Origin of the sequence: Enterobacter chuandaensis (genome assembly GCF_003594915.1) — a bacterium.
Taxonomy (GTDB): domain Bacteria; phylum Pseudomonadota; class Gammaproteobacteria; order Enterobacterales; family Enterobacteriaceae; genus Enterobacter; species Enterobacter chuandaensis.
The window spans coordinates 1-24,515 of sequence record NZ_QZCS01000011.1 but is presented as its reverse complement, the minus strand read 5'-3'; the positions used below and the strand labels follow the sequence as shown (position 1 = coordinate 24,515).

Annotated in this window: 20 protein-coding genes; 5 read left to right on the top strand and 15 right to left on the bottom strand. The window is 56.2% G+C overall.

The window, feature by feature from the left end:
- Positions 1 to 12 precede the first annotated feature (12 nt).
- Positions 13 to 903: a maltose ABC transporter permease MalG gene (malG, locus tag D5066_RS16340; protein ID WP_006810496.1), complete on the top strand. Its 891-nt coding sequence runs from the start codon at positions 13 to 15 to the stop codon at positions 901 to 903.
- Positions 904 to 999: 96 nt separating this feature from the next.
- Here the strand turns inward: malG and psiE are convergent, their stop codons facing one another.
- From psiE to pgi, 6 genes are all read right to left on the bottom strand, one after another.
- Positions 1,000 to 1,410: a phosphate-starvation-inducible protein PsiE gene (gene psiE / locus D5066_RS16335; protein ID WP_000202963.1), complete on the bottom strand. Its 411-nt coding sequence runs from the start codon at positions 1,408 to 1,410 to the stop codon at positions 1,000 to 1,002.
- Positions 1,411 to 1,588: 178 nt separating this feature from the next.
- Positions 1,589 to 3,685: a YjbH domain-containing protein gene (locus D5066_RS16330; RefSeq protein WP_119916532.1), complete on the bottom strand. Its 2,097-nt coding sequence runs from the start codon at positions 3,683 to 3,685 to the stop codon at positions 1,589 to 1,591.
- Positions 3,685 to 4,422, bottom strand: a complete 738-nt coding sequence (locus tag D5066_RS16325; protein WP_119916531.1) for a capsule biosynthesis GfcC family protein — start codon at positions 4,420 to 4,422, stop codon at positions 3,685 to 3,687. Before D5066_RS16325 ends, D5066_RS16330 begins: the two co-directional genes overlap by 1 nt.
- Positions 4,419 to 5,057, bottom strand: a complete 639-nt coding sequence (locus tag D5066_RS16320; RefSeq protein WP_080329927.1) for a YjbF family lipoprotein — start codon at positions 5,055 to 5,057, stop codon at positions 4,419 to 4,421. The genes D5066_RS16325 and D5066_RS16320 overlap by 4 nt, the downstream gene beginning before the upstream one ends.
- Positions 5,058 to 5,120: 63 nt before the next feature.
- A complete protein-coding gene (yjbE, locus tag D5066_RS16315) occupies positions 5,121 to 5,363 on the bottom strand; it encodes an exopolysaccharide production protein YjbE (RefSeq protein WP_003860341.1) in 243 nt (80 codons plus the stop codon).
- Between the two features lie 366 nt (positions 5,364 to 5,729).
- Complete coding sequence (gene pgi / locus D5066_RS16310; protein ID WP_119916530.1) at positions 5,730 to 7,379, bottom strand: glucose-6-phosphate isomerase; 1,650 nt, start codon at positions 7,377 to 7,379, stop codon at positions 5,730 to 5,732.
- A gap of 374 nt (positions 7,380 to 7,753) precedes the next feature.
- On the opposite strand from pgi, the gene lysC reads away from it, so the two are divergent.
- From lysC to D5066_RS16295, 3 genes are all read left to right on the top strand, one after another.
- Entirely contained in the window at positions 7,754 to 9,103 is a 1,350-nt protein-coding gene (gene lysC, locus D5066_RS16305; RefSeq protein WP_041911575.1) for a lysine-sensitive aspartokinase 3, read from the top strand.
- Positions 9,104 to 9,256: 153 nt separating this feature from the next.
- Positions 9,257 to 9,988 carry a hypothetical protein gene (locus D5066_RS16300; RefSeq protein ID WP_119916529.1) on the top strand — a complete coding sequence of 244 codons (732 nt, stop codon included), beginning with the start codon at positions 9,257 to 9,259 and terminating at the stop codon, positions 9,986 to 9,988.
- 97 nt (positions 9,989 to 10,085) lie between these two features.
- Positions 10,086 to 10,358 (top strand): YjbD family protein, encoded by a 273-nt coding sequence (locus tag D5066_RS16295; protein WP_119916528.1) that lies wholly within the window; start codon positions 10,086 to 10,088, stop codon positions 10,356 to 10,358.
- Here D5066_RS16295 and rluF read toward each other — a convergent pair whose 3' ends face one another.
- The 5 genes from rluF to metH form a co-directional block, all read right to left on the bottom strand.
- Positions 10,359 to 11,231, bottom strand: a complete 873-nt coding sequence (rluF, locus tag D5066_RS16290) for a 23S rRNA pseudouridine(2604) synthase RluF (protein WP_080329923.1) — start codon at positions 11,229 to 11,231, stop codon at positions 10,359 to 10,361.
- 54 nt (positions 11,232 to 11,285) lie between these two features.
- Positions 11,286 to 11,603, bottom strand: coding sequence for a CcdB family protein (locus D5066_RS16285; RefSeq protein ID WP_119916527.1), 318 nt, complete (start codon positions 11,601 to 11,603; stop codon positions 11,286 to 11,288).
- The gene (locus tag D5066_RS16280) at positions 11,603 to 11,896 is read right to left on the bottom strand and encodes a type II toxin-antitoxin system CcdA family antitoxin (protein ID WP_119916526.1); all 294 of its coding nucleotides are present in this window, start codon (positions 11,894 to 11,896) and stop codon (positions 11,603 to 11,605) included. The genes D5066_RS16285 and D5066_RS16280 overlap by 1 nt, the downstream gene beginning before the upstream one ends.
- Positions 11,897 to 11,991: 95 nt before the next feature.
- Positions 11,992 to 13,623: a Na/Pi cotransporter family protein gene (locus D5066_RS16275; protein ID WP_080329920.1), complete on the bottom strand. Its 1,632-nt coding sequence runs from the start codon at positions 13,621 to 13,623 to the stop codon at positions 11,992 to 11,994.
- 113 nt (positions 13,624 to 13,736) lie between these two features.
- Positions 13,737 to 17,420, bottom strand: coding sequence for a methionine synthase (gene metH / locus D5066_RS16270; RefSeq protein WP_119916525.1), 3,684 nt, complete (start codon positions 17,418 to 17,420; stop codon positions 13,737 to 13,739).
- 193 nt (positions 17,421 to 17,613) lie between these two features.
- On the opposite strand from metH, the gene iclR reads away from it, so the two are divergent.
- The gene (gene iclR, locus D5066_RS16265) at positions 17,614 to 18,441 is read left to right on the top strand and encodes a glyoxylate bypass operon transcriptional repressor IclR (RefSeq protein ID WP_133300915.1); all 828 of its coding nucleotides are present in this window, start codon (positions 17,614 to 17,616) and stop codon (positions 18,439 to 18,441) included.
- Here iclR and aceK read toward each other — a convergent pair.
- The 4 genes from aceK to metA all read right to left on the bottom strand — a co-directional run bounded on the left by aceK (position 18,395) and on the right by metA (position 24,345).
- Positions 18,395 to 20,158, bottom strand: coding sequence for a bifunctional isocitrate dehydrogenase kinase/phosphatase (gene aceK, locus D5066_RS16260; RefSeq protein ID WP_119916524.1), 1,764 nt, complete (start codon positions 20,156 to 20,158; stop codon positions 18,395 to 18,397). The genes iclR and aceK overlap by 47 nt on opposite strands.
- 49 nt (positions 20,159 to 20,207) lie before the next feature.
- Entirely contained in the window at positions 20,208 to 21,512 is a 1,305-nt protein-coding gene (gene aceA / locus D5066_RS16255) for an isocitrate lyase (protein ID WP_119916523.1), read from the bottom strand.
- A gap of 31 nt (positions 21,513 to 21,543) precedes the next feature.
- Positions 21,544 to 23,145: a malate synthase A gene (gene aceB / locus D5066_RS16250; protein WP_119916522.1), complete on the bottom strand. Its 1,602-nt coding sequence runs from the start codon at positions 23,143 to 23,145 to the stop codon at positions 21,544 to 21,546.
- A 270-nt stretch (positions 23,146 to 23,415) separates the two neighbouring features.
- Positions 23,416 to 24,345, bottom strand: coding sequence for a homoserine O-acetyltransferase MetA (gene metA, locus D5066_RS16245; protein WP_080329914.1), 930 nt, complete (start codon positions 24,343 to 24,345; stop codon positions 23,416 to 23,418).
- Positions 24,346 to 24,515: the final 170 nt, after the last annotated feature.

The window sequence follows — 24,515 nt, the reverse complement described above, 5'->3', positions numbered from 1 at the left end:
AGGGCATCGATCATGGCTATGGTACAACCCAAATCTCAGAAACTGCGCCTCCTCGCGACGCACTTAGGCCTGCTGATTTTCATCGCGGCGATTATGTTCCCGCTGCTGATGGTCATCGCCATCTCCCTGCGTTCGGGTAACTTTGCGACGGGGAGCCTGATCCCGGATGAAATCTCCTGGGAGCACTGGAAGCTCGCGCTGGGCTTCAGCGTGGAGCACGCCGATGGCCGCGTCACGCCGCCGCCGTTCCCGGTGCTGCTGTGGCTGTGGAACTCGGTGAAAGTGGCAACGATTACGGCGATTGGCATCGTGACGCTCTCCACCACCTGTGCTTATGCCTTCGCCCGTATGCGCTTCCCGGGCAAAGCGACGCTGCTGAAAGGGATGCTGATTTTCCAGATGTTCCCGGCCGTGCTGTCTCTGGTCGCGTTGTATGCCCTGTTTGACCGTCTCGGCCAGTATGTGCCGTTTATCGGCCTGAATACCCACGGCGGCGTGATCTTCGCCTATCTCGGCGGTATCGCCCTGCACGTGTGGACCATCAAAGGCTATTTCGAAACCATCGACGGCTCGCTGGAAGAGGCAGCGTCGCTGGATGGCGCTACCCCGTGGCAGGCATTCCGTCTGGTGCTGCTGCCGCTGTCCGTGCCGATTCTGGCGGTGGTATTTATCCTGTCGTTTATCGCGGCGATCACCGAAGTACCGGTCGCCTCACTGTTACTGCGCGATGTGAACAGCTACACCCTGGCCGTAGGTATGCAGCAATACCTCAACCCGCAAAACTACCTGTGGGGCGACTTTGCCGCGGCGGCCGTACTCTCCGCCATCCCGATTACCGTGGTGTTCCTGCTGGCCCAGCGCTGGCTGGTGAATGGCCTGACGGCGGGCGGCGTGAAAGGTTAAGTTTCATTTGTTATGCCACTGCAACCCTCAACTTTAGACGTATTGTATTGACCCAACTTGTGACTGTTATTCGGCGCTCTTCGGAGCGCCATTTTTTTATTCGCGTTTCAGCCGCTTCGAGTTGCATAGCCAGAGGGTGATCACCAGCAGCAGGATCGCCGCCGAGTAGATCAGCACGTCGAGCGGGGATTTATGATCGACGATGATCAGCCGCACAATCGCAGTGATACCTATGTAGACAAAATAACGTAGCGGGAAGTGAAAGCCGGACTGAAAGTACTTCACAATCAGGGCAATAAACTCGAAGTAGAGAAAGTAGACCACCAGCCCTTCCACCAGCGCATATTTGCTGGTTTGCTCAGGGGCGAACAGCACATCCGCCAGATGCACCGTCTCTTTACCGAGAAAGACGACCAGGATCAGGCCAAGGCTCAGCAGACCGAGGTTCAGCACGGTCTGGAGTATCGTTGAGATAAACTCAACGCGCGGACGAGTCAGGGATGTCATACAGCACCTCATTCTCCAGGGCGAGGTTCCTGTATAACGCAAAAATGTGACGGGGATCTATATTTTTTGTTTATGTTTTGTCCAGATGAACATTCTTGCCGGGCGGCACTGCGTTTGCCCGGCCTACAAAAACACTCTCGTAGGCCCGGTAAGCGCAGCGCCACCGGGCAAATAAGCATCAGCGGAAATTAATGTTCTTATCGCTGGTCATATCATACAGCTGGAATTTACGTCCAAGCTGCTGACCGCCGTCGCGCGTCAGCGGCGTCCAGCCCACTGCCGCACGGCTGCGGGTTGGGCCTGATGAGAACAGATCCAGCGGAATCGACACGTACACCCCTTTGGTGAAGTCCCCTTCCCCGTACTCGTCCGGCGAAACGTTGGTGATGGTGGCGTAGCCGCCCACCACGACGCCGCTGTCGAAGTGTTTGGAGATATCCAGCGTGCCGCCCTTATCGCCCGCCAGATACTGGCCGACGCTGGCTTTCACCAGCACGTCCTGCGCGAACGACGGCGTCCAGTAGGCGGTCAGGTGGCCGGTTTTGACGCTGTAGTCGGTGAACTTCATCATGTCCTGTGCGCTGCGCCAGTCACGCTGCTTAACGTAGTTGGCATCAATGCCAAACGCCCAGTTGCTGTCGACAGGGCGATAAAGCACTTCCGCCCCCGCGCCGCCGTACATGGTTTCCAGATACCCGCCGTACACCTGGCCGTAGAAGCCGTTGCCGAAGTACTGGAAGTAGTTAGCCTGCAGGTTATTCACGTAGGCATCGTTCTGCACGTACTCACGCACGCGGGTACGTACGCGCGGCAGCGTCGAGTCTTTTGGCGGGTTGGTATAGTTGAATTTGTCGTAGTTGTTGGCGATGTTGCCGAACAGGCTGCCGGTGGTCAGCAGGTGGTCGGTGACCCACAGATCCGCCGTTGCCATGACGCCCAGCTGATACATGTAGAAGTTTTCCGGCCCGCCGACGGACTGGTTCAGCACCGGATCGATATGGAAATCAAAGCGTGATTTGTCGATATACCAGCCCTGCTCGGTGGTTTCCGGCACGATCGGCTCTACGCGTTTTTGCACCAGTTCGGTTTCATGCCCGAGCGGTTCGCCTTCCAGATGGCGCTTAAGGCTGGCGACATCGGTTTCGGTGGTGACCTGCGGCAGATTCAGGCGGTTTTCCGTCACTCGGATCGTGCGGATCCCGTCCGGCAGATCGTTCATCACGATCCGGTTGGCGCGTTCGATCCCTTCCCGCGAGTCGCGGTATTTCACCTGCTCGCCGGTGACGTAAAGCGTATCGCCTTTCACCTGAATTTTCGGATCGGCCAGACCGGCATTGTATTTCAACAGCGTCAGTTGGTTTGCCACCACGGAGTGCTGCAGAATCGCATCCTGCGGCTCCGGCCGATAGGCTGGCCGCGCGTTATCGTTGTAGTGTGGCCGCATGTCGTTGAAGTTGGTGCGTAGCGTGAAGCCAAACATCACCGTGTTGCCACGCTCGTAGCTGAGGTTAACGTCGGCCCAGTCGGTGACGCGGTAAATGGCGCCGACGTTAAACTTGCTCTTCTGCTCAATCTTCCCGGCGAAATCGTGCGAGTAGTCGTTTCCTTCGTACTCCAGCTTCAGGCGCAGCGGCTGCCACGGTGTCTGGTATTCCACACCGCCAAACAGCGAGGCCGGGCCGTGGAACATCTGGTCACCGTTGATGGAACCCGCTTTCTTGTAGCTGTTATCGCGGTAGCAGTATTTGTCGCTATAGGTACAGAACGGGTTTTTGACGTTGCCGCTGGTGCCGAGATAGCCCCAGCCAAGACCGAGAGAAAAATCAAACGGTCCCCAGGCCTTGCTGGCCACGATGTATTCCGCGTCGAACAGGCCGGTCCCGCCGATATCTTTTGCCCCCACGGAGACCTGCGGCATCCAGTAGCTCTCTTCCCACAGGCGCAGTTTGACGTCGAAAGCTTTATCTTTGTAGGTCTGATCGCCGGAGAACGCATCGACGCTGCTGTACTGTTTCGTACGCACGTCGGTGTAGCGCAGCGTGGTTTCGAGCCACGGGAACAGCTGTACGGAGGCGGAATAGTAGCGATACTGGTCGTTATCGCGATAGTTCAGGCTAATTTCCCCTTCACGCGCCATGCGCGCGGTGGGCGTTTGCAGCAAACCGACGCCGCCGAAGTCTGACTGAGACGGGCCAATGGGTGCCGGATAGGTTTCTGCATGGCAGGCGGCGCTCACACAAAGCGCCAGCATGCTGTAGAGATAGGTTCTTTTCATTATTCCGGTATCCGCTGTGTCAGGGAGTGAAGGATATCGGCGTTAAGCCCGTCATACGCCTTCGTCCAGAAATGGTCGGCAAAACCGACAAAAATAATGCTGCCTGGCATGGGTTCGATATGGCGTTTATTCCAGTACGCCACCGGCGCTTTTTGCGTATGCCCGTCCGGATAAATAATCCACGCGTAGCTGTTATCCGCGCCGCTCAGCAGGCTTTGTTCGTCGAGATAGCTCGCCACATCACGACCGGGCGTAAAGGGCTTTTTACCGGGACTGCTGATAAGCCCCATTACGGTCACCGTCGTCGGCTTCACCGGCAGCCAGAGCGTGTAATCCCCTACCAGCGTTGGGTTGCCGTTTTCCGTAACGCGCACTTTATCGGGATCCAGATTCACCTTCTGGCGGCCTGTCACCTTCAGCGCCTGAAGCTGCTGGCGAACGCTGTTAATGGCAGCGGCATCGTCGCCGTCTTCCTGCTCCGCCAGACCCGTCAGGCGGGCCAGCAGGGCACGATGTTGTTGTTCCGTCTCAACCGTCGCCTGGCGCTCGCCGATCACGGCCCCCGGCCACCAGCTGTTGGCCAGCCTTGGCTGCCCGACGAGATCGAGCAGATGCTCTGCATTGGTTAAGGTTTTGGGTTTTTCACTGTCCGGCGTGTAGACCTTTACCGTTCCTGCGGACCATGCCAGCGGCGCGGCAAGACTGGCGAGAAGCGCAACGTGGATGAGCGTTTTCATGATTTCGCCGCCTTGATCAGGGTGGTTTTCACCGGGAAGAAACCGGCACCGAGATATTGCAAGGACTGACGAATTTGCCCTTCCTCATCAATCCAGAAGCGGTTATGCCACGTAGCCTGGTCAGTCGTCACCTCTTCGTCCAGCACGCGCACCTGCGTTTCGTCGCTACCCACTTTCACGCTGTCTGTACCGTCCCAGCGGAAGGTAGAGCGCGCCGTGGCATAACGAACCTGCTTGTGCTCGGTCCAGCCCAGGGTGCGCGTCCAGCTTGCGCCATCGACGATCTGATTCGGCTTGATAAGCGGATCTTCCGCGAGGTTGTTGACCTCAAGCAGGTTGTCGCCGCCGAGCAGCGTTTTCACCATTCGGCCATGCTGCGTCACGATGGTGGCCTGATCCTGCGTCACCCATTTCTGCTGCCCGTTTTCATCGAAAGCGAGCACCACAAACAGCTGCGGGCCATCATTAAGCTGCATGTACTGGCTGGCATACGGCATGTTCTGAAGTTCGTCATCGGTCAACTGCACGCCCGGTGTGCCGAACATGCTTTCCCACAGTGAGGTTCCCAGCCCTTTGGTGGTGGCTGAGCACGCCTGCAACAGCAGGCAAATCAGAATGATTGCAGGTCGCTTCACGACTCTTCTCCGAAGGGGCGAAATAACCACACCGAAGTGTGGTTATGATTAAAACACCCGGTATTACTGGGTGCTGGTCGTCGTAGTGGTCGTGGTTCCGGTATTGGAGCCATCACCGCCACCGGTTGCCGCCAGCGCGACACCCACGGCTGAACTTACGGCGCTGGTGCTGGCTGCGGTAGAACTCCCCGCAGACGCAGACGTCGCTGCCGACCCTGCTGCTTCCCCGACCTGGACCGGAGCTGCATAGACAGACGTCGCCGCAAGTGCAGATATGGCAAAAATGCCATACAGTACTTTCTTCATAACAATTTCCCTTCAATGAATGAATGGAGATTTGCCCGAAAAGAAATTCAGGCGGAATCGAGTATACACAACTAAAGCAGAGGGTTTACCGTGGCTGGAAATAGGGAGTGGGTTTTCGGACTAATGGATAAAACTGAAACGAAAGAAAAATAAATTAAATATATAAGCAATTAAAATCAAATAGTTATAATATAATCACATTCACTACATGCTGCGTATTTTCTTAAAATAAACCGCAGCAATTAACGGGTTAACCGTCTTTTTCGGATTAAACTCAGAGCCGGAATTTGAGTTAACTAACAGACATCAGGAATTATCCGATAAAAAAATGCCGGCATATCGCCGGCATTTTTCATGACATATTAATTACGCACGCCATGCTTTATAACGGTTGATCAAACCGTTTGTAGAGCTGTCGTGACTGTCGATGGCTTTATCGTCACCCAGCTCTGGCAGAATGCGGTTTGCCAGCTGTTTGCCCAGCTCAACGCCCCACTGGTCAAAGGTGAAGATGTTCAGGATAGCGCCCTGCGTGAAGATCTTGTGCTCATACAAGGCAATCAGCGCACCCAGGCTGAACGGGGTGATTTCGCGCAGCAGGATGGAGTTAGTTGGACGGTTGCCTTCGAACACTTTGAACGGCACAACGTGGTCCAGGGTTGCCGGATCTTTACCCTGGTCACGGTATTCCTGCTCTACCACCTCGCGGGATTTACCGAACGCCAGCGCTTCGGTCTGTGCGAAGAAGTTAGACAGCAGCTTCGGATGGTGGTCGGACAGCGGGTTGTGGGTGATAGCCGGGGCGATGAAATCGCACGGTACCATTTTGGTGCCCTGGTGAATCAGCTGGTAGAACGCGTGCTGGCCGTTAGTGCCCGGCTCGCCCCAGATGATTGGACCGGTCTGGTAATCCACCGCGTTGCCGTTACGGTCAACGTACTTACCGTTGGATTCCATATTGCCCTGCTGGAAGTAGGCCGCAAAGCGGTGCATGTACTGGTCGTACGGCAGGATCGCTTCGGTTTCCGCACCGAAGAAGTTGTTGTACCAGATACCGATCAGCGCCAGCAGCACCGGCAGGTTTTTCTCAGGGGCAGTGGTAGAGAAGTGTTTATCCATCGCGTGCGCGCCGGAGAGCAGCTCAACGAAGTTGTCGAAGCCCACGGACAGGATGATGGACAGACCAATCGCAGACCACAGAGAGTAGCGGCCACCAACCCAGTCCCAGAACTCGAACATGTTCGCGGTGTCGATACCGAACTCGCTCACGGCTTTACCGTTGGTGGAGAGCGCCGCAAAGTGTTTCGCCACGTGCTTGTTGTCGCCTGCGGTTTTCAGGAACCAGTCGCGCGCGCTGTGGGCGTTGGTCATGGTTTCCTGCGTGGTAAAGGTTTTGGACGCCACCAGGAACAGGGTGGTTTCCGGATTCACATTCTTCAGCACTTCAGCGATGTGGGTACCATCGACGTTAGAGACAAAGTGCATGTTGAGGTGGTTTTTGTACGGACGCAGCGCTTCGGTCACCATGAACGGACCGAGGTCAGAGCCGCCGATACCGATGTTAACAACATCCGTAATTGGTTTGCCGGTGTAACCTTTCCACTGGCCTGAGATGATCGCTTCGGAGAAAGCTTTCATCTTTTCCAGCACCGCGTTCACTTCCGGCATGACATCTTTGCCGTCAACGATGATTGGCGTATTGCTACGGTTACGCAGGGCCACGTGCAGCACGGCGCGGTCTTCGGTGCGGTTGATCTTCTCACCGGAGAACATGGATTTGATGGCGTCTGCCAGTTGGGTCTCTTTCGCCAGGTCCTGCAGTTTTGCCAGCGTCTCTTCGGTAATGCGGTTCTTGGAGAAATCCACCAGCATCAGGTCGTCGAAGGTCGCGGAGAACTTAGTGAAACGATCGGCATCTTTCGCGAACAGGTCCGCGATGGTGACGTCTTTCATTTCATCAAAATGTTTCTGTAGTGCCTGCCAGGCAGCGGTCTGCGTTGGGTTGATGTTTTTCATTAGCAATACTCTTCTGATTTGAGAATTGTGACTGCGGTCGATTGTAGCGCCTGCAAATAAAAATTGTGATGGTTTTTATGCCATTGCCCTGGTCTGCATCAAACGCAGGTGAAAAGACCCGAAAAGTATAGCTGCTGTCGCGCCCTTCCGGCGTGGCGAAATGTTGGTCAAAAGGGGGTAAAAAGGAGCATAAAATATGGGCCTGTTATAAGTCCTGTTTCTCAGGGGTACCCCCCCATAAAAAATCCGCATAATCCCAGCATTGACAGGACCTCCCCCGCATTTTATTTATAGGGCCGTATTTTGCGCCTGCACCTGTTTTCGTTTCACTCTTGTGCCAAGGTCGCTTATTCATTCCCTGACACGAGGTTGTTATGACGAGTTTTGTGGTCGCCAAGTTTGGCGGCACCAGTGTGGCCGATTACGATGCCATGAACCGCAGCGCCGATGTGGTGCTGGCCGATCCGAATACCCGCCTGGTGGTGCTCTCTGCATCCGCCGGCGTGACGAACCTGCTGGTTTCTTTGTCTGAAGGACTGGAAGCGACCGAACGTTTCGTGAAGCTGGATGCACTGCGCAAAATTCAGTTCGATATTCTTGAACGTCTGCAAAACCCGAACGTTATTCGTGAGGAAGTGGAGCGCCTGCTGGAAAATATCACCACCCTGGCAGAAGCCGCGTCACTGGCAACCTCCACCGCCCTGACCGATGAACTGGTCAGCCACGGCGAGCTGATGTCCACCCTGCTGTTTGTTGAAATCATGCGCGAGCGTAACGTTCAGGCCCAGTGGTTTGACGTGCGTAAAGTGATGCGTACCAGCGATCGTTTTGGGCGCGCCGAACCGGACGTTGAGATGCTGGCCGAGCTCACCAACCAGCAGCTGGCGCCGCGCCTGGCAGAAGGCATGGTGATCACCCAGGGCTTTATCGGCAGCGAAGCAAAAGGACGCACCACCACGCTTGGCCGTGGCGGCAGCGACTACACCGCCGCGCTGCTGGGCGAAGCGCTGCACGCGACCCGCGTGGATATCTGGACTGACGTGCCGGGTATTTACACCACCGACCCGCGCGTGGTCTCTGCGGCAAAACGTATTGATGTGATCGCATTTGAAGAAGCGGCGGAAATGGCCACCTTCGGCGCGAAAGTGCTGCATCCGGCAACGCTGCTGCCTGCCGTGCGCAGCGATATTCCGGTCTTCGTTGGCTCCAGTAAAGATCCAAAAGCGGGCGGGACGCTGGTCTGCAAGAAAACCGAGAACCCGCCGCTGTTCCGCGCGCTGGCCCTGCGCCGCCGCCAGACGCTGGTCACGCTGCACAGCCACAATATGCTGCACTCCCGCGGTTTCCTGGCGGAAGTGTTTGGCATCCTGGCGCGCCACAATATCTCTGTAGATTTGATTACCACTTCCGAAGTGAGCATTGCGCTGACGCTCGACACCACGGGTTCCACCTCCACGGGTGACACCCTGCTGACGCAGTCGCTGCTGATTGAGCTGTCTGAGCTGTGCCGCGTGGAAGTGGAAGAAGACCTGGCGCTGGTGGCCATCATCGGTAACAAACTGTCGCGCGCCTGTGGCGTGGGCAAAGAGGTCTTCGGCGTGCTCGATCCGTTCAACATCCGCATGATCTGTTACGGCGCATCAAGCTATAACCTTTGCTTCCTGGTCCCTGCCGATCAGGCTGAGCAGGTGGTGCAGAAACTTCATCAGAATTTGTTTGAATAATTTTTTCGCAAAAAAGATAAGCCGGGCCCTGTGCCCGGCTTTTTATTTCGTTGTATCACCCGGTCAAATATCACAGGGCATAAGGCAAATTTTCTGTCAGCGGAACTTTCTTTATTTTCAACAGGCACACTCTTTTGCTGAAGGAAAAATGAGATGAAAAAAGCCCTGATCGTTATCGCAACACTCTTCGTATTTACCCACCAGGCACTGGCGGCCCCACGGCCCATCGCTGCCGGTGCCTACAAAATCACTATGCCGAACGTTCGTAATGGTTCATGTTTCCCTGCCATGCCTAATTACAGTAAAGACCTTACTGTTGCTGGCGGCACTGAGCCTGTTCATGTATCAAGGCATCACATCATCCCTTACAACCTGCTGCGCGATTTTTATAACCGGGCGCTGCAAGAAAAAGCGTTACCTAAACTTCGTAGTCTATTTTTGACTCTCCGGGATAATCTGCGAGATTATGCCAGCGCAGGAAATTGTGCTGTTAACGCCGACGATTTAGCGGGAACAGCAAACCTTATCGATATGATAATCAACGGCACGGTGACCAATAATCCTGCGGCGGCATTTCCTGACTATTTTGACGACTTTGCGTCGTTCTATGCCTGGCTACCGGGTAATTTATTTATTGGTCCGACAAACAGAAATGACGACCCCGAAGATGAGTTCGAAGCCAGAGCAGGCGTCGTCGTGGGTGATAACTTCTCGCTTTATGAACGCGCAAATAAAAACATGAAGTCCTATGTGGCAACAGGGGATGCAAGTTTGCTTTTAAGCATTAACAGCGACTTAACGAGTATTGCCAAAAAGAAAAGCGTATATCCACTGGATGGCCACAACTGGAACCTTTCTCGTGAAGGACACTACGTTTTGCGCTAAATAAGACTCAAAAATGATTTAACCGCACTCGTGGTAATCATATATCTGTCTGTCAGTATGCTTTACACTGAAGCCTCCCCATCAGGAGGCTTCAGCAATGGCTACACCACGCTTGACCCAGAAAGACATGACGGAAGCCGAGCAGCGCGAACTGAAAACGCTTCTCGACCGCGCCCGCATCGCGCATGGCCGCACGCTGAAGAACGCCGAAACCAATCAGGTTAAAAAAGAGTACATCGATAAACTGATGGCGCAACGTGAGGCTGCGGCGAAGAAAGCCCGCAAGCTGAAAAAAGAGCAGGCTTATAAGCCGGATGCAGAGGCGACCTTTTCCTGGTCCGCCACGACATCAACCCGTGGAAGGCGCTAATCAGCGCCCTTTCTTTTTGCGCCCCGGCTGGGTAAAGCGTTTTCCGTTGCCCGGCTTGCCTCGCCCTTTCTCTTCCGCCTGCGGTGCCTTCACGACCGGACGCTTTATCGCCTGCGTTTTCGGTTTCGCTTTAGCTTTCGGCTTCGCTTCGGACGAGGAGTTCTCGATAAGCTTGAACAGTTCAATCAGCTCGTCATCCGTTAAGTCACGCCACTCGCCCAGCGGGATCCCGGTCAGGCTAACGTTCATGATGCGCGTGCGTTCCAGCTTCGTCACTTCATAGCCGAAGTGCTCGCACATGCGGCGGATCTGGCGATTCAGGCCCTGCACCAGCGTGATACGAAACGCAAACGGTGCCTCTTTTTTGACCTTACACTTCTTCGTCACGGTGCCCAGGATCGGCACGCCTGCGCCCATGCCACGGATAAATTCGTCAGTCACCGGCTTGTTCACCGTAACGATATACTCTTTCTCGTGGTCGTTACCGGCACGCAGAATTTTGTTGACCAGATCGCCGTGGTTAGTGAGGAAAATCAGCCCCTGAGAATCTTTATCCAGACGGCCAATCGGGAAGATACGGCTGCTGTGGTTCACGAAATCAACGATGTTGTCCCGCTCGCCATCTTCCGTGGTGCTGACAATCCCAACCGGCTTGTTCAACGCGATAAACACCAGGTCTTCTGCATCACGCGGTTCGATGACCTGACCATTCACTTTAACCACATCGCCAGGGACCACCTGATCGCCGATGGTGGCGCGTTTGCCGTTAAGAAACACGTTACCCTGTTCAATGTAACGGTCAGCCTCGCGACGTGAGCAGATCCCGCTCTCGCTAATGTATTTGTTTAATCGGGTTGATTGAGTTGGCAGCATAGTTTCTCCTGTGAAGGGCGAAATATACCTTACCTTGCGGCTGACAAAAAAGTGTTAGTAACCGTTGATTAAAAAATCGAGTGCATCCCGCAATGAAGCCCGGTTTTGCGTAAGATCGGCAACACGCTCACCTAACTCTCTTGGCGATATGCCAGCCATCATGTGCATCATGACCACGCAGGGCTTACCCGCTATCTCAACGACGGGGCACACTTTCGCAGGCGGCTGAATGCCTCCCAGGTGGCTAAGCTCAACTGCGGGGGCAACCAGAACATGCTTCATCACATTAGCCACGGGATGCTGCATATTGATTAGCCAGGGATAGGCAGTTTTTCCCCTACCTTCATTCTCATAAGCAAAATATTGCTCCATCAAAACGACCTCTGAAAATCACTAAAGGAGCCGTTTTCATCAACCCAGTGGTTAATGGCCTCGATAGAAGCTTTATTTTCTGCTAACCACTCTGCGCGCTGATGCGCACGAAACTGTTCCTGCAGTGCAGCCGTGAGCACAGCGGAAAGATTAAGTTTAAGCCGTCGCGCCTCTTCAAGAATGTCTGGTGCTAACGACACATTGACTGATTTTTTAATGCCAGGAGTAGTGCGCATGAGAACCCCCATCGGAATGCGCATGAATTGACGAAGTGTAGCGTAATAAACGAGCATTTTCTATTCCCTTCAAAATGTAAGGTCTGAAGAGTAAATGCTGCTTTATAAGGTGTCACGCCTCGCAAAACGGTTTTGCGAGGCGCTTTCAGAGATTAATACTCGTCCCGTTCGTCATCTTCATCCGGCTGTTCCATCACGCTGTACGCCACCGCGCAGAACAACGAATTCAGGCGTTTCATATCTCCCAGCAGCCCCAGGTGCAGGGAGCTGGTCTCGATGCTCTGCACGTTCTGCTGGTGCAGACGCTCAACATGGGCGTGCGAGTAGCGGCGGTTGAGGATGCGGAAACGGTGTTTGTTGCGGCGCAGGCGGCGCGCGCTCGGCACGTCGCTGGAGAAGAAGACTGACATCGCCAGCTTAAGGTTACTCACCAGCTGTTCGTGGAGCGCTTCGAGCTCCTTCAGCCCTTCTACAGAAAATGCGCGACGCGCGGCCAGCGACTTATCGGCGATCTCACTGCCCATACGCTCAACGATATCCGAAGCCTGCTCGAGGTTAAGCGACATCTCGATGATTTCCGCCCAGCGGCGCGACTCCTCCTCCGCCAGCTCGTCCTGCGGGATACGCGCCAGATAAAGCTTGATGGCGGTATAGAGCACGTTGATGTCGTCCGCCAGCCTGCGCAGCTCTTTCTCTTCGCGCGGCTCGCCGTGCATCACCTTCTGCAGCCCTTCAAGCATGGTTTCCATTGCATCACCCATGCGCAGCGTTTCGCGGGCGGCGTTGGCGATAGCCAGCGCGGGCGTGTCCAGTACGGAAGTATCCAGATGCTTCGGTTTCAGGCGCGCGTCCAGCTCCGGTTCATCACGGATAAGGCGCTCGCAGAAGCGGGCCATCGGCGCGGCAAACGGCACCATCGCCAGACAGCGCACCAGGTTGTAGAAGACGTGGAAGTAGATTACCAGCTCCGCTTTCGGCAGCGGGAGGTTGTCCATCAGGTTCGCCAGCGGGTGCACAAACGGCAGAATAATCAGGCTGCCCACCAGCTTAAACAGCAGGCTCCCCAGCGCCACGCGGCGGGCAGCGGCATTGGCGGCGCTGTTGTTGAGCATCGCCAGCAGGCCAGAGCCGAGGTTAGCGCCGATCACCAGACACAGCGCCACCGGGAAGGAGATCGCGCCCGCGGCGGTAAGCGTGGCCGTCAGCAGCACCGCCGCCAGGCTGGAGTAGCTGACGATGGCAAATACCGCCCCGATTAGCGCATCCAGCATGATATCGCCAGTCAGCGAGGCGAAAATGACCTGCACGCCGTTGGCCTGGGTGATCGGCGTCACCGCCTGCACAATCAGCTCAAGCGCCAGCAGGATGAGGCCGAGGCCAATGCCGACGCGGCCCAGCTGCCCGGCACGCGTCTGCTTGCGGCCAAGGAAGAAGATGACCCCAATGAAAATCAGCAGCGGCGACAGCCAGGAGAGATCGAACGTCAGGATACGCGCCATCAGTGCGGTACCGACGTCGGCACCCAGTACGATCACCAGCGCCGGGGCGAGCGCGACCAGATCCTGCGCCACAAACGAGGTGACGAGCATGGTGGTGGCATTGCTGCTTTGCACCAGCGCCGTGACGCCAATCCCCGCGCAGAAGGCGAGCGGCTTCTTCTCAACGCTGCCGCTGAGAACGGTACGTAAACGTGCGCCAAACACGCGCATCACGCCGGTGCGGACAATATGGGTACCCCATACGAGCAGTGCGACTGCCGAAAGCAAATGTAACAACGTCAGCACGGAAGTGGGTTCTCCTTATCGTTATAGATTTTATGATTGAGTATAAGGGTTTAAACGTAAGAAAGAGACAGGGCACCGTTGAGGTGCCCTGTTTGTTGTAAGGAAAAGTGACGTTAGTCTGCGTCGTAGCCCAAATTCGGTGCCAGCCAGCGTTCAACGTCAGACACGCTCATGCCTTTGCGCAGGGCGTAATCTTCGATCTGGTCGCGCTGCAACTGCGCCACGGCGAAGTACTTGCTGTCCGGATGACTGAAGTACCAGCCCGAGACGGACGCGCCCGGCCACATGGCGAACGACTCGGTGAGCTTCATGCCGGTATGCGCTTCCACGTCCAGCAGTTTCCAGATGGTGCCTTTTTCGGTGTGTTCCGGACAGGCCGGATAGCCCGGCGCCGGACGAATGCCCTGGTAATTTTCGCGGATCAACTCCTCGTTGCTGAGGTTCTCATTCGCCGCATAGCCCCAGTACACCTTACGCACGCGCTCGTGGAGGTACTCGGCAAAGGCTTCCGCCAGGCGGTCGGCAATCGCTTTCACCATGATCTTATTGTAATCATCGTGCTGCGCGTCGAACGCGTCCGCCAGGGCGTCTTCTTCCAGACCGCCGGTAACCGCAAAGGCGCCGATATAGTCGGCCTTACCGCTCAGCTTCGGCGCAACGAAATCCGCCAGGCAATAGTTGGCAAAGCCCACTTTCTCGGTTTGCTGCCGCAGATGGTGACTCACGGCCAGCACGTGGGTGCGGGTTTCATCGCGGTAGATCTCCACGTCGTCGCCCACGCGGTTCGCCGGGAACAGCCCCACCACGCCGCGCGGGTTGAGAGCTTTCTCAGCGCTCAGCTTGTCGAGCATGTCGTTGGCGTCTTTAAACAGGCGCTTCGCCTCTTCGCCTACCACCTCGTCTTCCAGGATGCGCGGATATTTACCCGCCAGCGACCAGGTCATAAAGAATGGCGTCCAGTCGATGTAGTTGCGCAGCGTTTCGATGCTGGCCGTCACATCCTGCACGCCCAGACGGTGCGCGACCGGCGGCGTATAGCTGGACCAGTCAAAGGCCAGGTCGTTATCGCGCGCCGCCTGAAGCGAAACAGGCGGGGTGCGCGGTTTCTTACGGCCGTGTTGGATGCGGACGGTTTCGTACTCTTTGCGGGTGCGCGCCACAAAATCGTCGCGCTGAGTATCGGAGAGCAGCGCGGAGACCACGCCCACCGTGCGCGAGGCGTTTTGCACGTAGACCGTCGGGCCGCTGTAGTTCTGCTCGATTTTCACCGCCGTGTGCGCTTTGGAGGTGGTCGCCCCGCCAATCAGCAGCGGAATGGTGAAGCCCTGACGCTCCATCTCCTTAGCCACGTTGACCATCTCGTCCAGCGACGGGGTAATCAGCCCGGAGAGGCCAATCAGGTCGGCGTTCACTTCGCGCGCGGTCTTGAGGATTTTGTCCGCCGGAACCATCACGCCGAGGTCAATAATCTCGTAGTTATTACACTGCAGCACCACGCCGACGATATTCTTGCCGATGTCGTGCACGTCCCCCTTCACGGTGGCGATGACCATCTTGCCGTTGCTGGAGCCTTTCTCTTTGCTGGCCTCGATAAACGGCTCCAGATACGCCACGGCCTGCTTCATCACGCGCGCAGATTTCACCACCTGCGGCAGGAACATCTTGCCCTCGCCGAACAGATCGCCGACCACGTTCATGCCGTCCATTAGCGGCCCTTCGATCACTTCAATCGGGCGGGCTGCCTGCTGACGCGCTTCCTCGGTATCCTGCTCGATGAACTCGGTAATGCCTTTCACCAGCGAGTATTCCAGACGCTTTTTCACATCCCAGGAGCGCCACTCGGCCTGCTGAACGTTGGCCGATTCATCCGCTTTGCTGCCGCGGTATTTCTCCGCCAGGTCCAGCATGCGCTCGGTGGCGTCGTCACGGCGGTTAAGGATCACGTCCTCAACGGCATCGCGCAGCTCGGCAGGCAAATCGTCGTAAATCGCCAGTTGTCCGGCGTTAACGATGCCCATGTCCATGCCGTTGCGGATGGCGTAGTAGAGGAACACGGCGTGGATCGCTTCACGCACCGGGTCGTTACCACGGAACGAGAACGAGACGTTCGACACGCCGCCGGAGATCAGCGCGTGCGGCAGCTCGCGTTTAATGTCTTCACATGCGCCGATAAAGTCCTGCGCGTAGTTGTTGTGCTCTTCGATGCCGGTCGCGACGGCGAAGATATTCGGGTCGAAGATAATGTCTTCCGGCGGGAATCCTACCTCTTCGGTCAAAATCTTGTACGCGCGGCGGCATATCTCAATTTTGCGCTCGCGGGTGTCGGCCTGGCCTACTTCGTCGAAGGCCATCACCACCACGGCGGCACCGTAGCGGCGCACCATCTTCGCGTGGTGGATAAAGATATCGACGCCCTCTTTCATCGAGATGGAGTTGACGATGCCTTTGCCCTGGATGCACTTCAGCCCTTTTTCGATGACTTCCCACTTGGAGGAGTCGATCATGATCGGCACGCGGGCGATGTCCGGCTCACCGGCAATCAGGTTGAGGAAACGCACCATCGCCGCTTCGGCGTCGAGCATGCCCTCGTCCATGTTGATATCGATAATCTGCGCGCCGCTTTCCACCTGCTGGCGGGCAACGTCCAGCGCTTCGCTGTACTTCTCTTCTTTAATCAGGCGCTTGAACTTTGCAGAACCGGTGACGTTAGTACGCTCACCCACGTTCACAAACAGGCTATCGTCGCCGATGGTCAACGGCTCCAGGCCGGAAAGGCGACAGGCAACCGGCAGCTCGGGCAGCTTGCGCGGCGGCAGCCCGGCCACGGCGTTGCTCATGGCGGCGATGTGCTCCGGCGTGGTGCCGCAGCAGCCGCCGACGATGTTCAGGAAGCCAGACTCGGCCCACTCGCGGATTTGCGCCGCCATGGTGTCAGCATCGAGATCGTATTCACCGAACGCGTTCGGCAGTCCGGCGTTCGGGTGGGCGGTGACATAGCATTCGGCAATGCGCGAAAGCTCCTGCACGTACTGGCGCAGTTCATCTGGCCCCAGCGCGCAGTTAAGGCCAAAGGAGAGCGCGTCGGCGTGACGCAGGGAGTTATAGAACGCTTCGGTGGTCTGGCCGGACAGGGTACGGCCAGAGGCGTCGGTGATGGTGCCGGAAATCATGATCGGCAGGTTCACGCCCAGCGCCTCAAACTCCTCTTTCACCGCATAAATCGCCGCTTTGGCGTTGAGCGTGTCGAATACGGTTTCAATCAGAATCAGATCGGAGCCGCCTTCCACCAGCGCTCTGGTCGATTCACGGTAGGCGGCCACCAGCTGGTCAAAGGTGATATTACGAAACGCCGGGTCGTTGACGTCCGGTGAAATCGACGCGGTGCGGTTCGTTGGGCCAAGCACACCGGCAACGTAGCGCGGCTTGTCCGGCGTGCGGGCCGTCCATTCGTCGGCGCAGGCGCGCGCCAGCTTCGCGGCTTCAAAGTTGATCTCCCCCGACAGGGATTCCATCTGGTAATCCGCCATGGCGATGGTTGTCGAGTTGAAGGTGTTGGTTTCAACGATATCCGCACCTGCTTCGAAGTAGGCGTTGTGGATATCCTTAATCACGGACGGCTTGCTGAGCACCAGCAGGTCGTTGTTGCCTTTCAGGTCGCAGGGCCAGTCGGCGAAGCGCTCGCCGCGGAAATCGTCTTCGCTCAGGCGATAGCCCTGGATCATGGTGCCCATGCCGCCGTCCAGCACCAGAATTCGTTCATTTAACTGCGCACGCAGTTGCTCTACTTTGCTGCTCACACTTGCTCCCGACAACGCTCAACAAGGCCAAAAGGCTGCGTTCCATACTGGCACAATCTCGCAGGGTGGAAAAGCCACTCAGGGGTAACATGAGACATGTTCACCATCACTCCTCCGATCAGTCAGGAAAGCGGTTGCAAATTCACCAAATAAAACGAAAATGATTTCCACGATACAGAAAAAGGAGATCGTCATGGTCGCGACCGTTCCCGCCAAACGCGGCAGAAAACCTGCTGCCACCACCGCTGTACAACCCGGCGGACAGGTTCAATCCCTGACGCGCGGTCTGAAGCTGCTGGAGTGGATAGCCGAGTCGCACGGCAGCGTGGCCCTGACCGAGCTGGCCCAGCAGGCTGGCCTGCCGAACTCCACCACGCACCGCCTGCTGACCACCATGCAACAGCTGGGTTTTGTCCGCCAGGTAGGCGAGCTGGGGCACTGGGCGGTGGGGGCGCATGCGTTTATTGTCGGCAGCAGCTTCCTGCAAAGCCGTAACCTGCTGGCGATTGTGCACCCTATTCTGCGCAAGCTGATGGAGGAGTCCGGCGAGACGGTCAACCTGGCGGTGCTGGACCAGAGCGATCACCAGGCGATTATCATCGACCAGGTGCAGTGTACGCAGCTGATGCGTATGTCCGCGCCGATTGGCGGCAAGCTGCCGATGCACGCCTCTGGCGCAGGGAAAGCGTTTCTCTCACAGCTGAGCGAAGAGCAGGTGACGGGTCTGCTGCACCGTAAAGGTCTGCATGCCTACACCCACGCCACGCTGGTGTCGCCGGTGCATCTGAAAGAAGATCTGGCTTTGACCCGCAAGCGCGGCTATTCGTTTGATGACGAAGAACATGCCCTGGGCCTGCGCTGCCTCGCGTCCTGCATTTTTGACGAGCACCGCGAGCCGTTTGCCGCGATCTCCATCTCCGGACCGATTTCACGCATGACAGACGACCGGGTGACCGAGCTGGGCGCGCTGGTGATTAAGGCCGCGAAAGAGGTGACGCTGGCGTATGGTGGGATTCGTTAAACCGCACACAAAACCGCTGCTTGCGGCGGTAAGCGTACACATCTTCCACATGCCCATTTTTGATCCGCGTTTGCAGCCCGCGCCAGTAGCTGGCGCGGAACAGATCGGCATGCATCTCTTCAAATAGCGGCCCGATACGCGGGTCAGCGCACAGCCAGTGGCGAAACTCTTCAGGAAACACATCTCCCGGCGAGACGCTGTACCACGGCTCGCTGGACAGCTCATCCTCCGGGTAACGGGGCGGCGGGATATCGCGGAAGTTCACCTCGGTCATGTAGCAAATTTCGTCGTAATCATAGAACACCACCCGCCCGTGACGGGTGACGCCGAAGTTTTTAAACAGCATATCGCCGGGGAAAATATTGGCGGCGGCAAGCTGGCGAATCGCGTTGCCGTATTCTTCAATGGCATCCCGCAGAGCCTGACCTTCGGCCTGCTCCAGCCAGATATTCAGCGGCACCATGCGGCGCTCGATATACAGATGACTAATCGCTATTTTGTCGCCCAGATCGGTGATTTTTGCCGGAGCTTCCTGTAGTAACAGGGCCATTAAAGCCGGATCGATCTGCCGCTTATCCAGCACAAAGTTTTCGAATTCCTGCGTATCCGCCATGCGCCCGACGCGGTCGTGCTCTTTGACCAGCTGATAGCAGGCGCGGACGTGAGCGGCGCTCATCTCTTTCTGCGGCGCGAATCTGTCCTTAATCACCTTAAACACCCGGTCAAAGCCCGGCAGCGTGAAGACCAGCATCACCATACCGCGAATCCCGGGCGCTTCGATAAACTGCTCATCGGCCGTGGTGACATAGCGCAGGTACTCCCGGTAGCTTTCCGTTTTGGCGTGCTTCTGGCAGCCAATCGCCATATACAGCTCGGCGGTGGTTTTACCGGGCAGGATTTCGCGCAGCCACTCCACCAGCGCGGCAGGCAGCGGGGCGTACACCATGAAATAGGAGCGGGCGAAGCCAAATACGATGCTGGCCTCGGCGCTGGTGGTCAGGCAGGTATCGACAAACAGTTCCCCGTCGTCGGTACGGTGAATCGGCAGCAGAAACGGCACGATGGCCGTCGGCGTAACCAGTTTGCCCACCAGCCAGGCGGCTTTATTGCGGTAGAAAAGCTCGTTGGCCACCTGCAAATGGCTGTGGCTGAGCACCTCCGCGCCGAAGGTTTCGTTGAGATGCGCGTGGATATAGCCGATATCCCGGGCTTTATTCTCCCAGGGCAGGCGCAGCGGCAAATCCGTTAATACGCGGTGCAGGAGCTTTTCCCAGCCGCGCTCGGGAAAGAAATCTTTCGCCAGCGGACGCGGAATGGTTCGAAAGCGTCGCTCGGGCTGGGAGCTGAAAATAAATAACCGCTCAGGAGATAATGAGCGGTGGTCAAATAACCGGCAATAGACGGAGTTGAAAAAGCTCTCCGCAATCTCGAAGCGCGGGTAGTCGGGTAACAAATGGGTGTAGTGCTCCTTCACGCGCAGTAAAAAATCCGCGTCCGGGCTTTTACCGTCGGTAATACAGCGCAGTTGCTCCACCACCAGACCCACGTGGTGGTCGTAGAGATGGATACGCTGCTTCATGGCCTGCTGAACCGCATGCCAGTCTGCATGTTCAAAGCGCTGCTGCGCGCCGGATGTCACTTCGAGAAAACGACCATACTGGGCGTCAAAGCCCTGAAGAATGGTTTGGGCAATCAATAATTCCAGACCACGCGACATATATTCCCCCTCACCCCTGCCCTCTCCCCAAAGGGGAGAGGGGGAAAAATTAGAACTGTGCTTCTTCGGTTGAACCCGTTAATGCCGTGACGGAGGAAGTGCCGCCCTGAATAATCGTGGTCACATTGTCGAAGTAGCCGGTTCCCACTTCCTGCTGGTGAGAAACAAAGGTATAGCCCTCTTTTCCTGCTGCAAATTCTGGCTGCTGTACCTTTTCAACGTAGTGCTTCATGCCTTCGCCCTGCGCGTAGGCGTGCGCCAGGTCGAACATGTTGAACCACATGCTGTGGATACCCGCCAGGGTGATGAACTGGTACTTGTAGCCCATATCCGACAGCTGCTGCTGGAAGCTGGCAATGGTCGTGTCGTCCAGATTTTTTTGCCAGTTGAAGGACGGCGAACAGTTATAGGCCAGCAGCTTGCCCGGATATTTCGCATGAATCGCATCGGCAAAACGCTTCGCCAGCGCCAGATCCGGCGTGGAGGTTTCACACCAGACCAGGTCGGCGTAAGGGGCATAGGCGAGACCGCGGCTGATGGCCTGTTCGATACCGGCATGCGTGCGATAGAACCCCTCGCTGGTGCGCTCGCCGGTAATAAATTCGCTGTCGTACGGATCGCAGTCAGAGGTGATCAGGTCCGCCGCATCCGCATCGGTGCGGGCAATCACCAGCGTCGGCACGCCGAGCACGTCAGCAGCCAGACGCGCGGCAACCAGCTTCTGAATCGCTTCCTGAGTCGGAACCAGCACCTTACCGCCCATGTGTCCGCATTTTTTCACTGACGCCAGCTGGTCTTCGAAGTGAACGGCCGCTGCACCGGCCTCAATCATCGATTTCATCAGCTCGAAGGCGTTCAGCACGCCGCCGAAGCCCGCTTCCGCATCCGCGACGATCGGCAGGAAGTAGTCAATAAAGCGCGGATCGCCAGGTTCGATACCGGCGGCCCACTGGATCTGATCCGCACGGCGGAAGGTGTTGTTGATCCGATCCACCACCGACGGCACCGAGTTAGCCGGATAGAGCGACTGATCCGGGTACATGCTGGAGGCCAGGTTGGCGTCCGCCGCGACCTGCCAGCCGGAGAGGTAAATCGCCTCAATACCGGCCTTTGCCTGCTGCAGTGCCTGACCGCCGGTCAGCGCGCCGAGGCTGTTGATATAACCCTTTTTGGAACCACCGTGCAGCAGCTTCCACATTTTCGCCGCGCCATTTTGCGCCAGCGTGCATTCCGGGTTGACCGAGCCGCGTAATTTCACCACTTCCTCTGCGCTGTACGGGCGACGGATGCCTTCCCAGCGCGGTTGAGTCCACTCTTTCTTTAATTCTTCGATTTGTTGGGTACGGGTTTTCATGTGCAGATGCTCCATATTGTTATGTGGTGAGTTACGCCAGGAAGCGGTAGCCCGGCAGGGTCAGGAAGTCGATTAAGTCATCTGAGGTGGTGATTTGCTCCATCAGGCGCGCCGCGTCGTCAAAACGTCCGCTGCTGAAGCGGTGTTCGCCCAGTTCGTCCTGGATGACGCGCATCTCTTCGGCCAGCATCTGGCGGAACAGCGCTTTTGTCACCGGCTTGCCGTTGCTGAGCGTTTTTTGATGGTGGATCCACTGCCAGATAGAGGTGCGGGAGATTTCCGCCGTGGCAGCATCTTCCATCAGGCCGTAGATAGGCACACAGCCGTTTCCGGAGATCCACGCCTCGATGTACTGGACCGCGACGCGGATATTGGCGCGCATGCCCTCTTCCGTACGCTCACCTGCGCACGGTGCCAGCAGCTGTTCTTCAGCCGTTGGAGCATCTTCTTCGCGCGTGACAAACAGCTGGTTTTTGTTGTCGCCGAGTACGCGGTTGAAGACCTCCATCGCCGTATCGGCGAGACCCGGATGTGCAATCCACGTGCCGTCGTGGCCGTTACGGGCTTCAAGCTCTTTATCGGCTTTCACCTTGTTGAGCACCTGATTGTTGCGCTCCGCGTCTTTGCTCGGGATAAAGGCCGCCATGCCGCCCATCGCAAAGGCACCGCGCTTGTGGCAGGTTTTAATCAGCAGACGCGAGTAGGCGCTGAGGAACGGTTTATCCATGGTCACGACCTGGCGATCCGGCAGCACGCGGTCGGGATAATTTTTCAGGGTTTTGATGTAGCTGAAGATATAGTCCCAGCGTCCGCAGTTCAGCCCGACAATGTGATCGCGCAGCGCATGCAGGATTTCATGCATCTGGAATACCGCAGGCAGCGTTTCAATCAGCAGCGTGGCCTTGATGGTACCGCGTGGCAGGTCAAAACGATCCTCGGCGTAGCTGAACACTTCGCTCCACCAGGCCGCTTCCTGCCAGGACTGTGTTTTTGGCAGGTAGAAATAGGGGCCGCTGCCTTTGGCCAGCAGGCTTTTATGGTTGTGGAAGAAATAGAGCGCGAAATCAAAGAGGCTGCCCGGGATGGCTTCCCCGCGCCAGGTCACGTGCTTTTCAGGCAGATGCAGACCGCGTACGCGACAGATCAGCACCGCCGGGTTCGGTTTGAGCTGGTAAATTTTGCCAGCTTCGTTGGTGTAGCTGATAGTGCCGTTTACGGCATCGCGCAGGTTGATCTGCCCGTCGATAACTTTGTTCCAGTCCGGGGCCAGCGAATCTTCAAAATCCGCCATAAAGACTTTAACGTTAGCGTTCATGGCGTTGATCACCATTTTGCGTTCTACCGGACCGGTGATCTCAACGCGGCGATCCTGTAAATCTTCAGGAATGCCGCGGACTTTCCACTCACCACGACGAATGGAAGCGATTTCCGAAATAAATCCAGGCAACTTGCCGTTATCGATTTCCTGCTGCTGATGAATACGTGCCGCCAGCAGCTTATTACGCTGTGACGTAAAGCGGGTCACCAGTTCAGTCAGAAATTCTACCGCTTCCGCCGTCAAAACTTGCTTTTCTTGCTCACCATACGGCTGGGTAAAGGTCAGTTCATCGACCGTTGTTGCCTGTTGAGTCATCTTTCTACTCCTCATCAAAGATCCAAAATCACGCCCCCAATGCGAACGAAAGATCGTTGTGTAGTTTTCGCTCAGCAGAATTAAGACTATCTGTAATTTTTCTAAAATCAAAAACAATTTCCATTTTAATTTATTTTGCAATGCAACTATTTGATTAATATGGGATTAAATTTTTATTGGATGATGAGTGGTATTTCGGAAATAAAAAAGGCACCCGAAGGTGCCTGATTTGAATAGCTGAAACGCTTTAGGATCGTTTAACGCAGACGATTACTCCAGCGTCGGATTCATGTGACGAAGATCGTATGGCGTAATCTGGTAGACGTAATAGTTGAGCCAGTTAGTAAACAGCAAATTTCCGTGGCTGCGCCAGGTCGCCCGAGGCGTGTTTTGCGGATCGTTTTTCGGGAAATAGTTGTACGGGACATCAGGATTGAGACCTGCTTCAACGTCACGGAAATACTCTGACGCGAGGGTATCGGGATCGTACTCAGGATGCCCCGTAACGAACGCGATGCGCTTGTCTTTGCTGGCAAACAGATAGGCATCGCCGTCTTCCGTTTCGGCCAGGATCTCCAGATCGGTGTAATCACGGATCAGTTGTGCCGGGAAATCGGCATAGCGAGAATGCGGGGCCAGGAAGGCGTCATCGAAACCACGCGTCAGCAGCGCGTGGGGGTGAAGAATATGGTGTTCGTATACGCCAGAAAGCTTGTCGCTGCGGGTTTGTTTGGGAATTCCGTAGAGGATATTCAGTGCGGCCTGTACGGCCCAACAGACAAACAGCGTGGAGGTAACGTGATCTTTTGCCCACTCCAGAACCTGTTTTATCTGCGGCCAGTAGGCGACATCGTTAAACTCAACCAGGCCGAGCGGCGCGCCGGTGACGATCAGCCCATCAAAGTTCTCATCGCGGATGTCGTCAAAGTTACAGTAGAAGTTATTCAGATGCTCAGCGGGGGTGTTGCGTGACTCACGGGCATCGATCCGCAGCAGTTGAATATCGACCTGCAGCGGGGAGTTCGACAGCAGGCGCAGGAACTGATTCTCCGTTTCGATCTTTTTGGGCATCAGGTTGAGAATAAGCACCTTCAGCGGGCGAATTTCCTGACCTGAAGCGCGTGAAGTTGTCATGACGAAGACGTTTTCTTCACGTAAGAAATTGACGGCTGGTAGCTCGTCCTGCACCCGAATCGGCATAACCTTAAATCCTCACAGCATACGTATAAACGTTTAGACATCCAGACAGCTAACGATACCCAGAAACGGTATGAATGTCGAGTCTGCAAGCGAAAGGTGAGAAAGTTTCAAGGAGGGGGTAGAAAACAAAAGCAAAAAACCCCGCACCTTACGGTACGGGGTTCTTCTAA

Bases quoted from the DNA above. Each gene is read 5' to 3' on its own strand.
- malG (WP_006810496.1), top strand. From the start codon at position 13: ATGGCTATGGTACAACCCAAATCTCAGAAACTGCGCCTCCTCGCGACG.
- psiE (WP_000202963.1), bottom strand. From the start codon at position 1,410: ATGACATCCCTGACTCGTCCGCGCGTTGAGTTTATCTCAACGATACTC.
- D5066_RS16330 (WP_119916532.1), bottom strand. From the start codon at position 3,685: ATGAAAAGAACCTATCTCTACAGCATGCTGGCGCTTTGTGTGAGCGCC.
- D5066_RS16325 (WP_119916531.1), bottom strand. From the start codon at position 4,422: ATGAAAACGCTCATCCACGTTGCGCTTCTCGCCAGTCTTGCCGCGCCG.
- yjbE (WP_003860341.1), bottom strand. From the start codon at position 5,363: ATGAAGAAAGTACTGTATGGCATTTTTGCCATATCTGCACTTGCGGCG.
- pgi (WP_119916530.1), bottom strand. From the start codon at position 7,379: ATGAAAAACATCAACCCAACGCAGACCGCTGCCTGGCAGGCACTACAG.
- lysC (WP_041911575.1), top strand. From the start codon at position 7,754: ATGACGAGTTTTGTGGTCGCCAAGTTTGGCGGCACCAGTGTGGCCGAT.
- D5066_RS16300 (WP_119916529.1), top strand. From the start codon at position 9,257: ATGAAAAAAGCCCTGATCGTTATCGCAACACTCTTCGTATTTACCCAC.
- D5066_RS16295 (WP_119916528.1), top strand. From the start codon at position 10,086: ATGGCTACACCACGCTTGACCCAGAAAGACATGACGGAAGCCGAGCAG.
- rluF (WP_080329923.1), bottom strand. From the start codon at position 11,231: ATGCTGCCAACTCAATCAACCCGATTAAACAAATACATTAGCGAGAGC.
- D5066_RS16285 (WP_119916527.1), bottom strand. From the start codon at position 11,603: ATGGAGCAATATTTTGCTTATGAGAATGAAGGTAGGGGAAAAACTGCC.
- D5066_RS16280 (WP_119916526.1), bottom strand. From the start codon at position 11,896: ATGCTCGTTTATTACGCTACACTTCGTCAATTCATGCGCATTCCGATG.
- iclR (WP_133300915.1), top strand. From the start codon at position 17,614: ATGGTCGCGACCGTTCCCGCCAAACGCGGCAGAAAACCTGCTGCCACC.
- aceK (WP_119916524.1), bottom strand. From the start codon at position 20,158: ATGTCGCGTGGTCTGGAATTATTGATTGCCCAAACCATTCTTCAGGGC.
- aceA (WP_119916523.1), bottom strand. From the start codon at position 21,512: ATGAAAACCCGTACCCAACAAATCGAAGAATTAAAGAAAGAGTGGACT.
- aceB (WP_119916522.1), bottom strand. From the start codon at position 23,145: ATGACTCAACAGGCAACAACGGTCGATGAACTGACCTTTACCCAGCCG.
- metA (WP_080329914.1), bottom strand. From the start codon at position 24,345: ATGCCGATTCGGGTGCAGGACGAGCTACCAGCCGTCAATTTCTTACGT.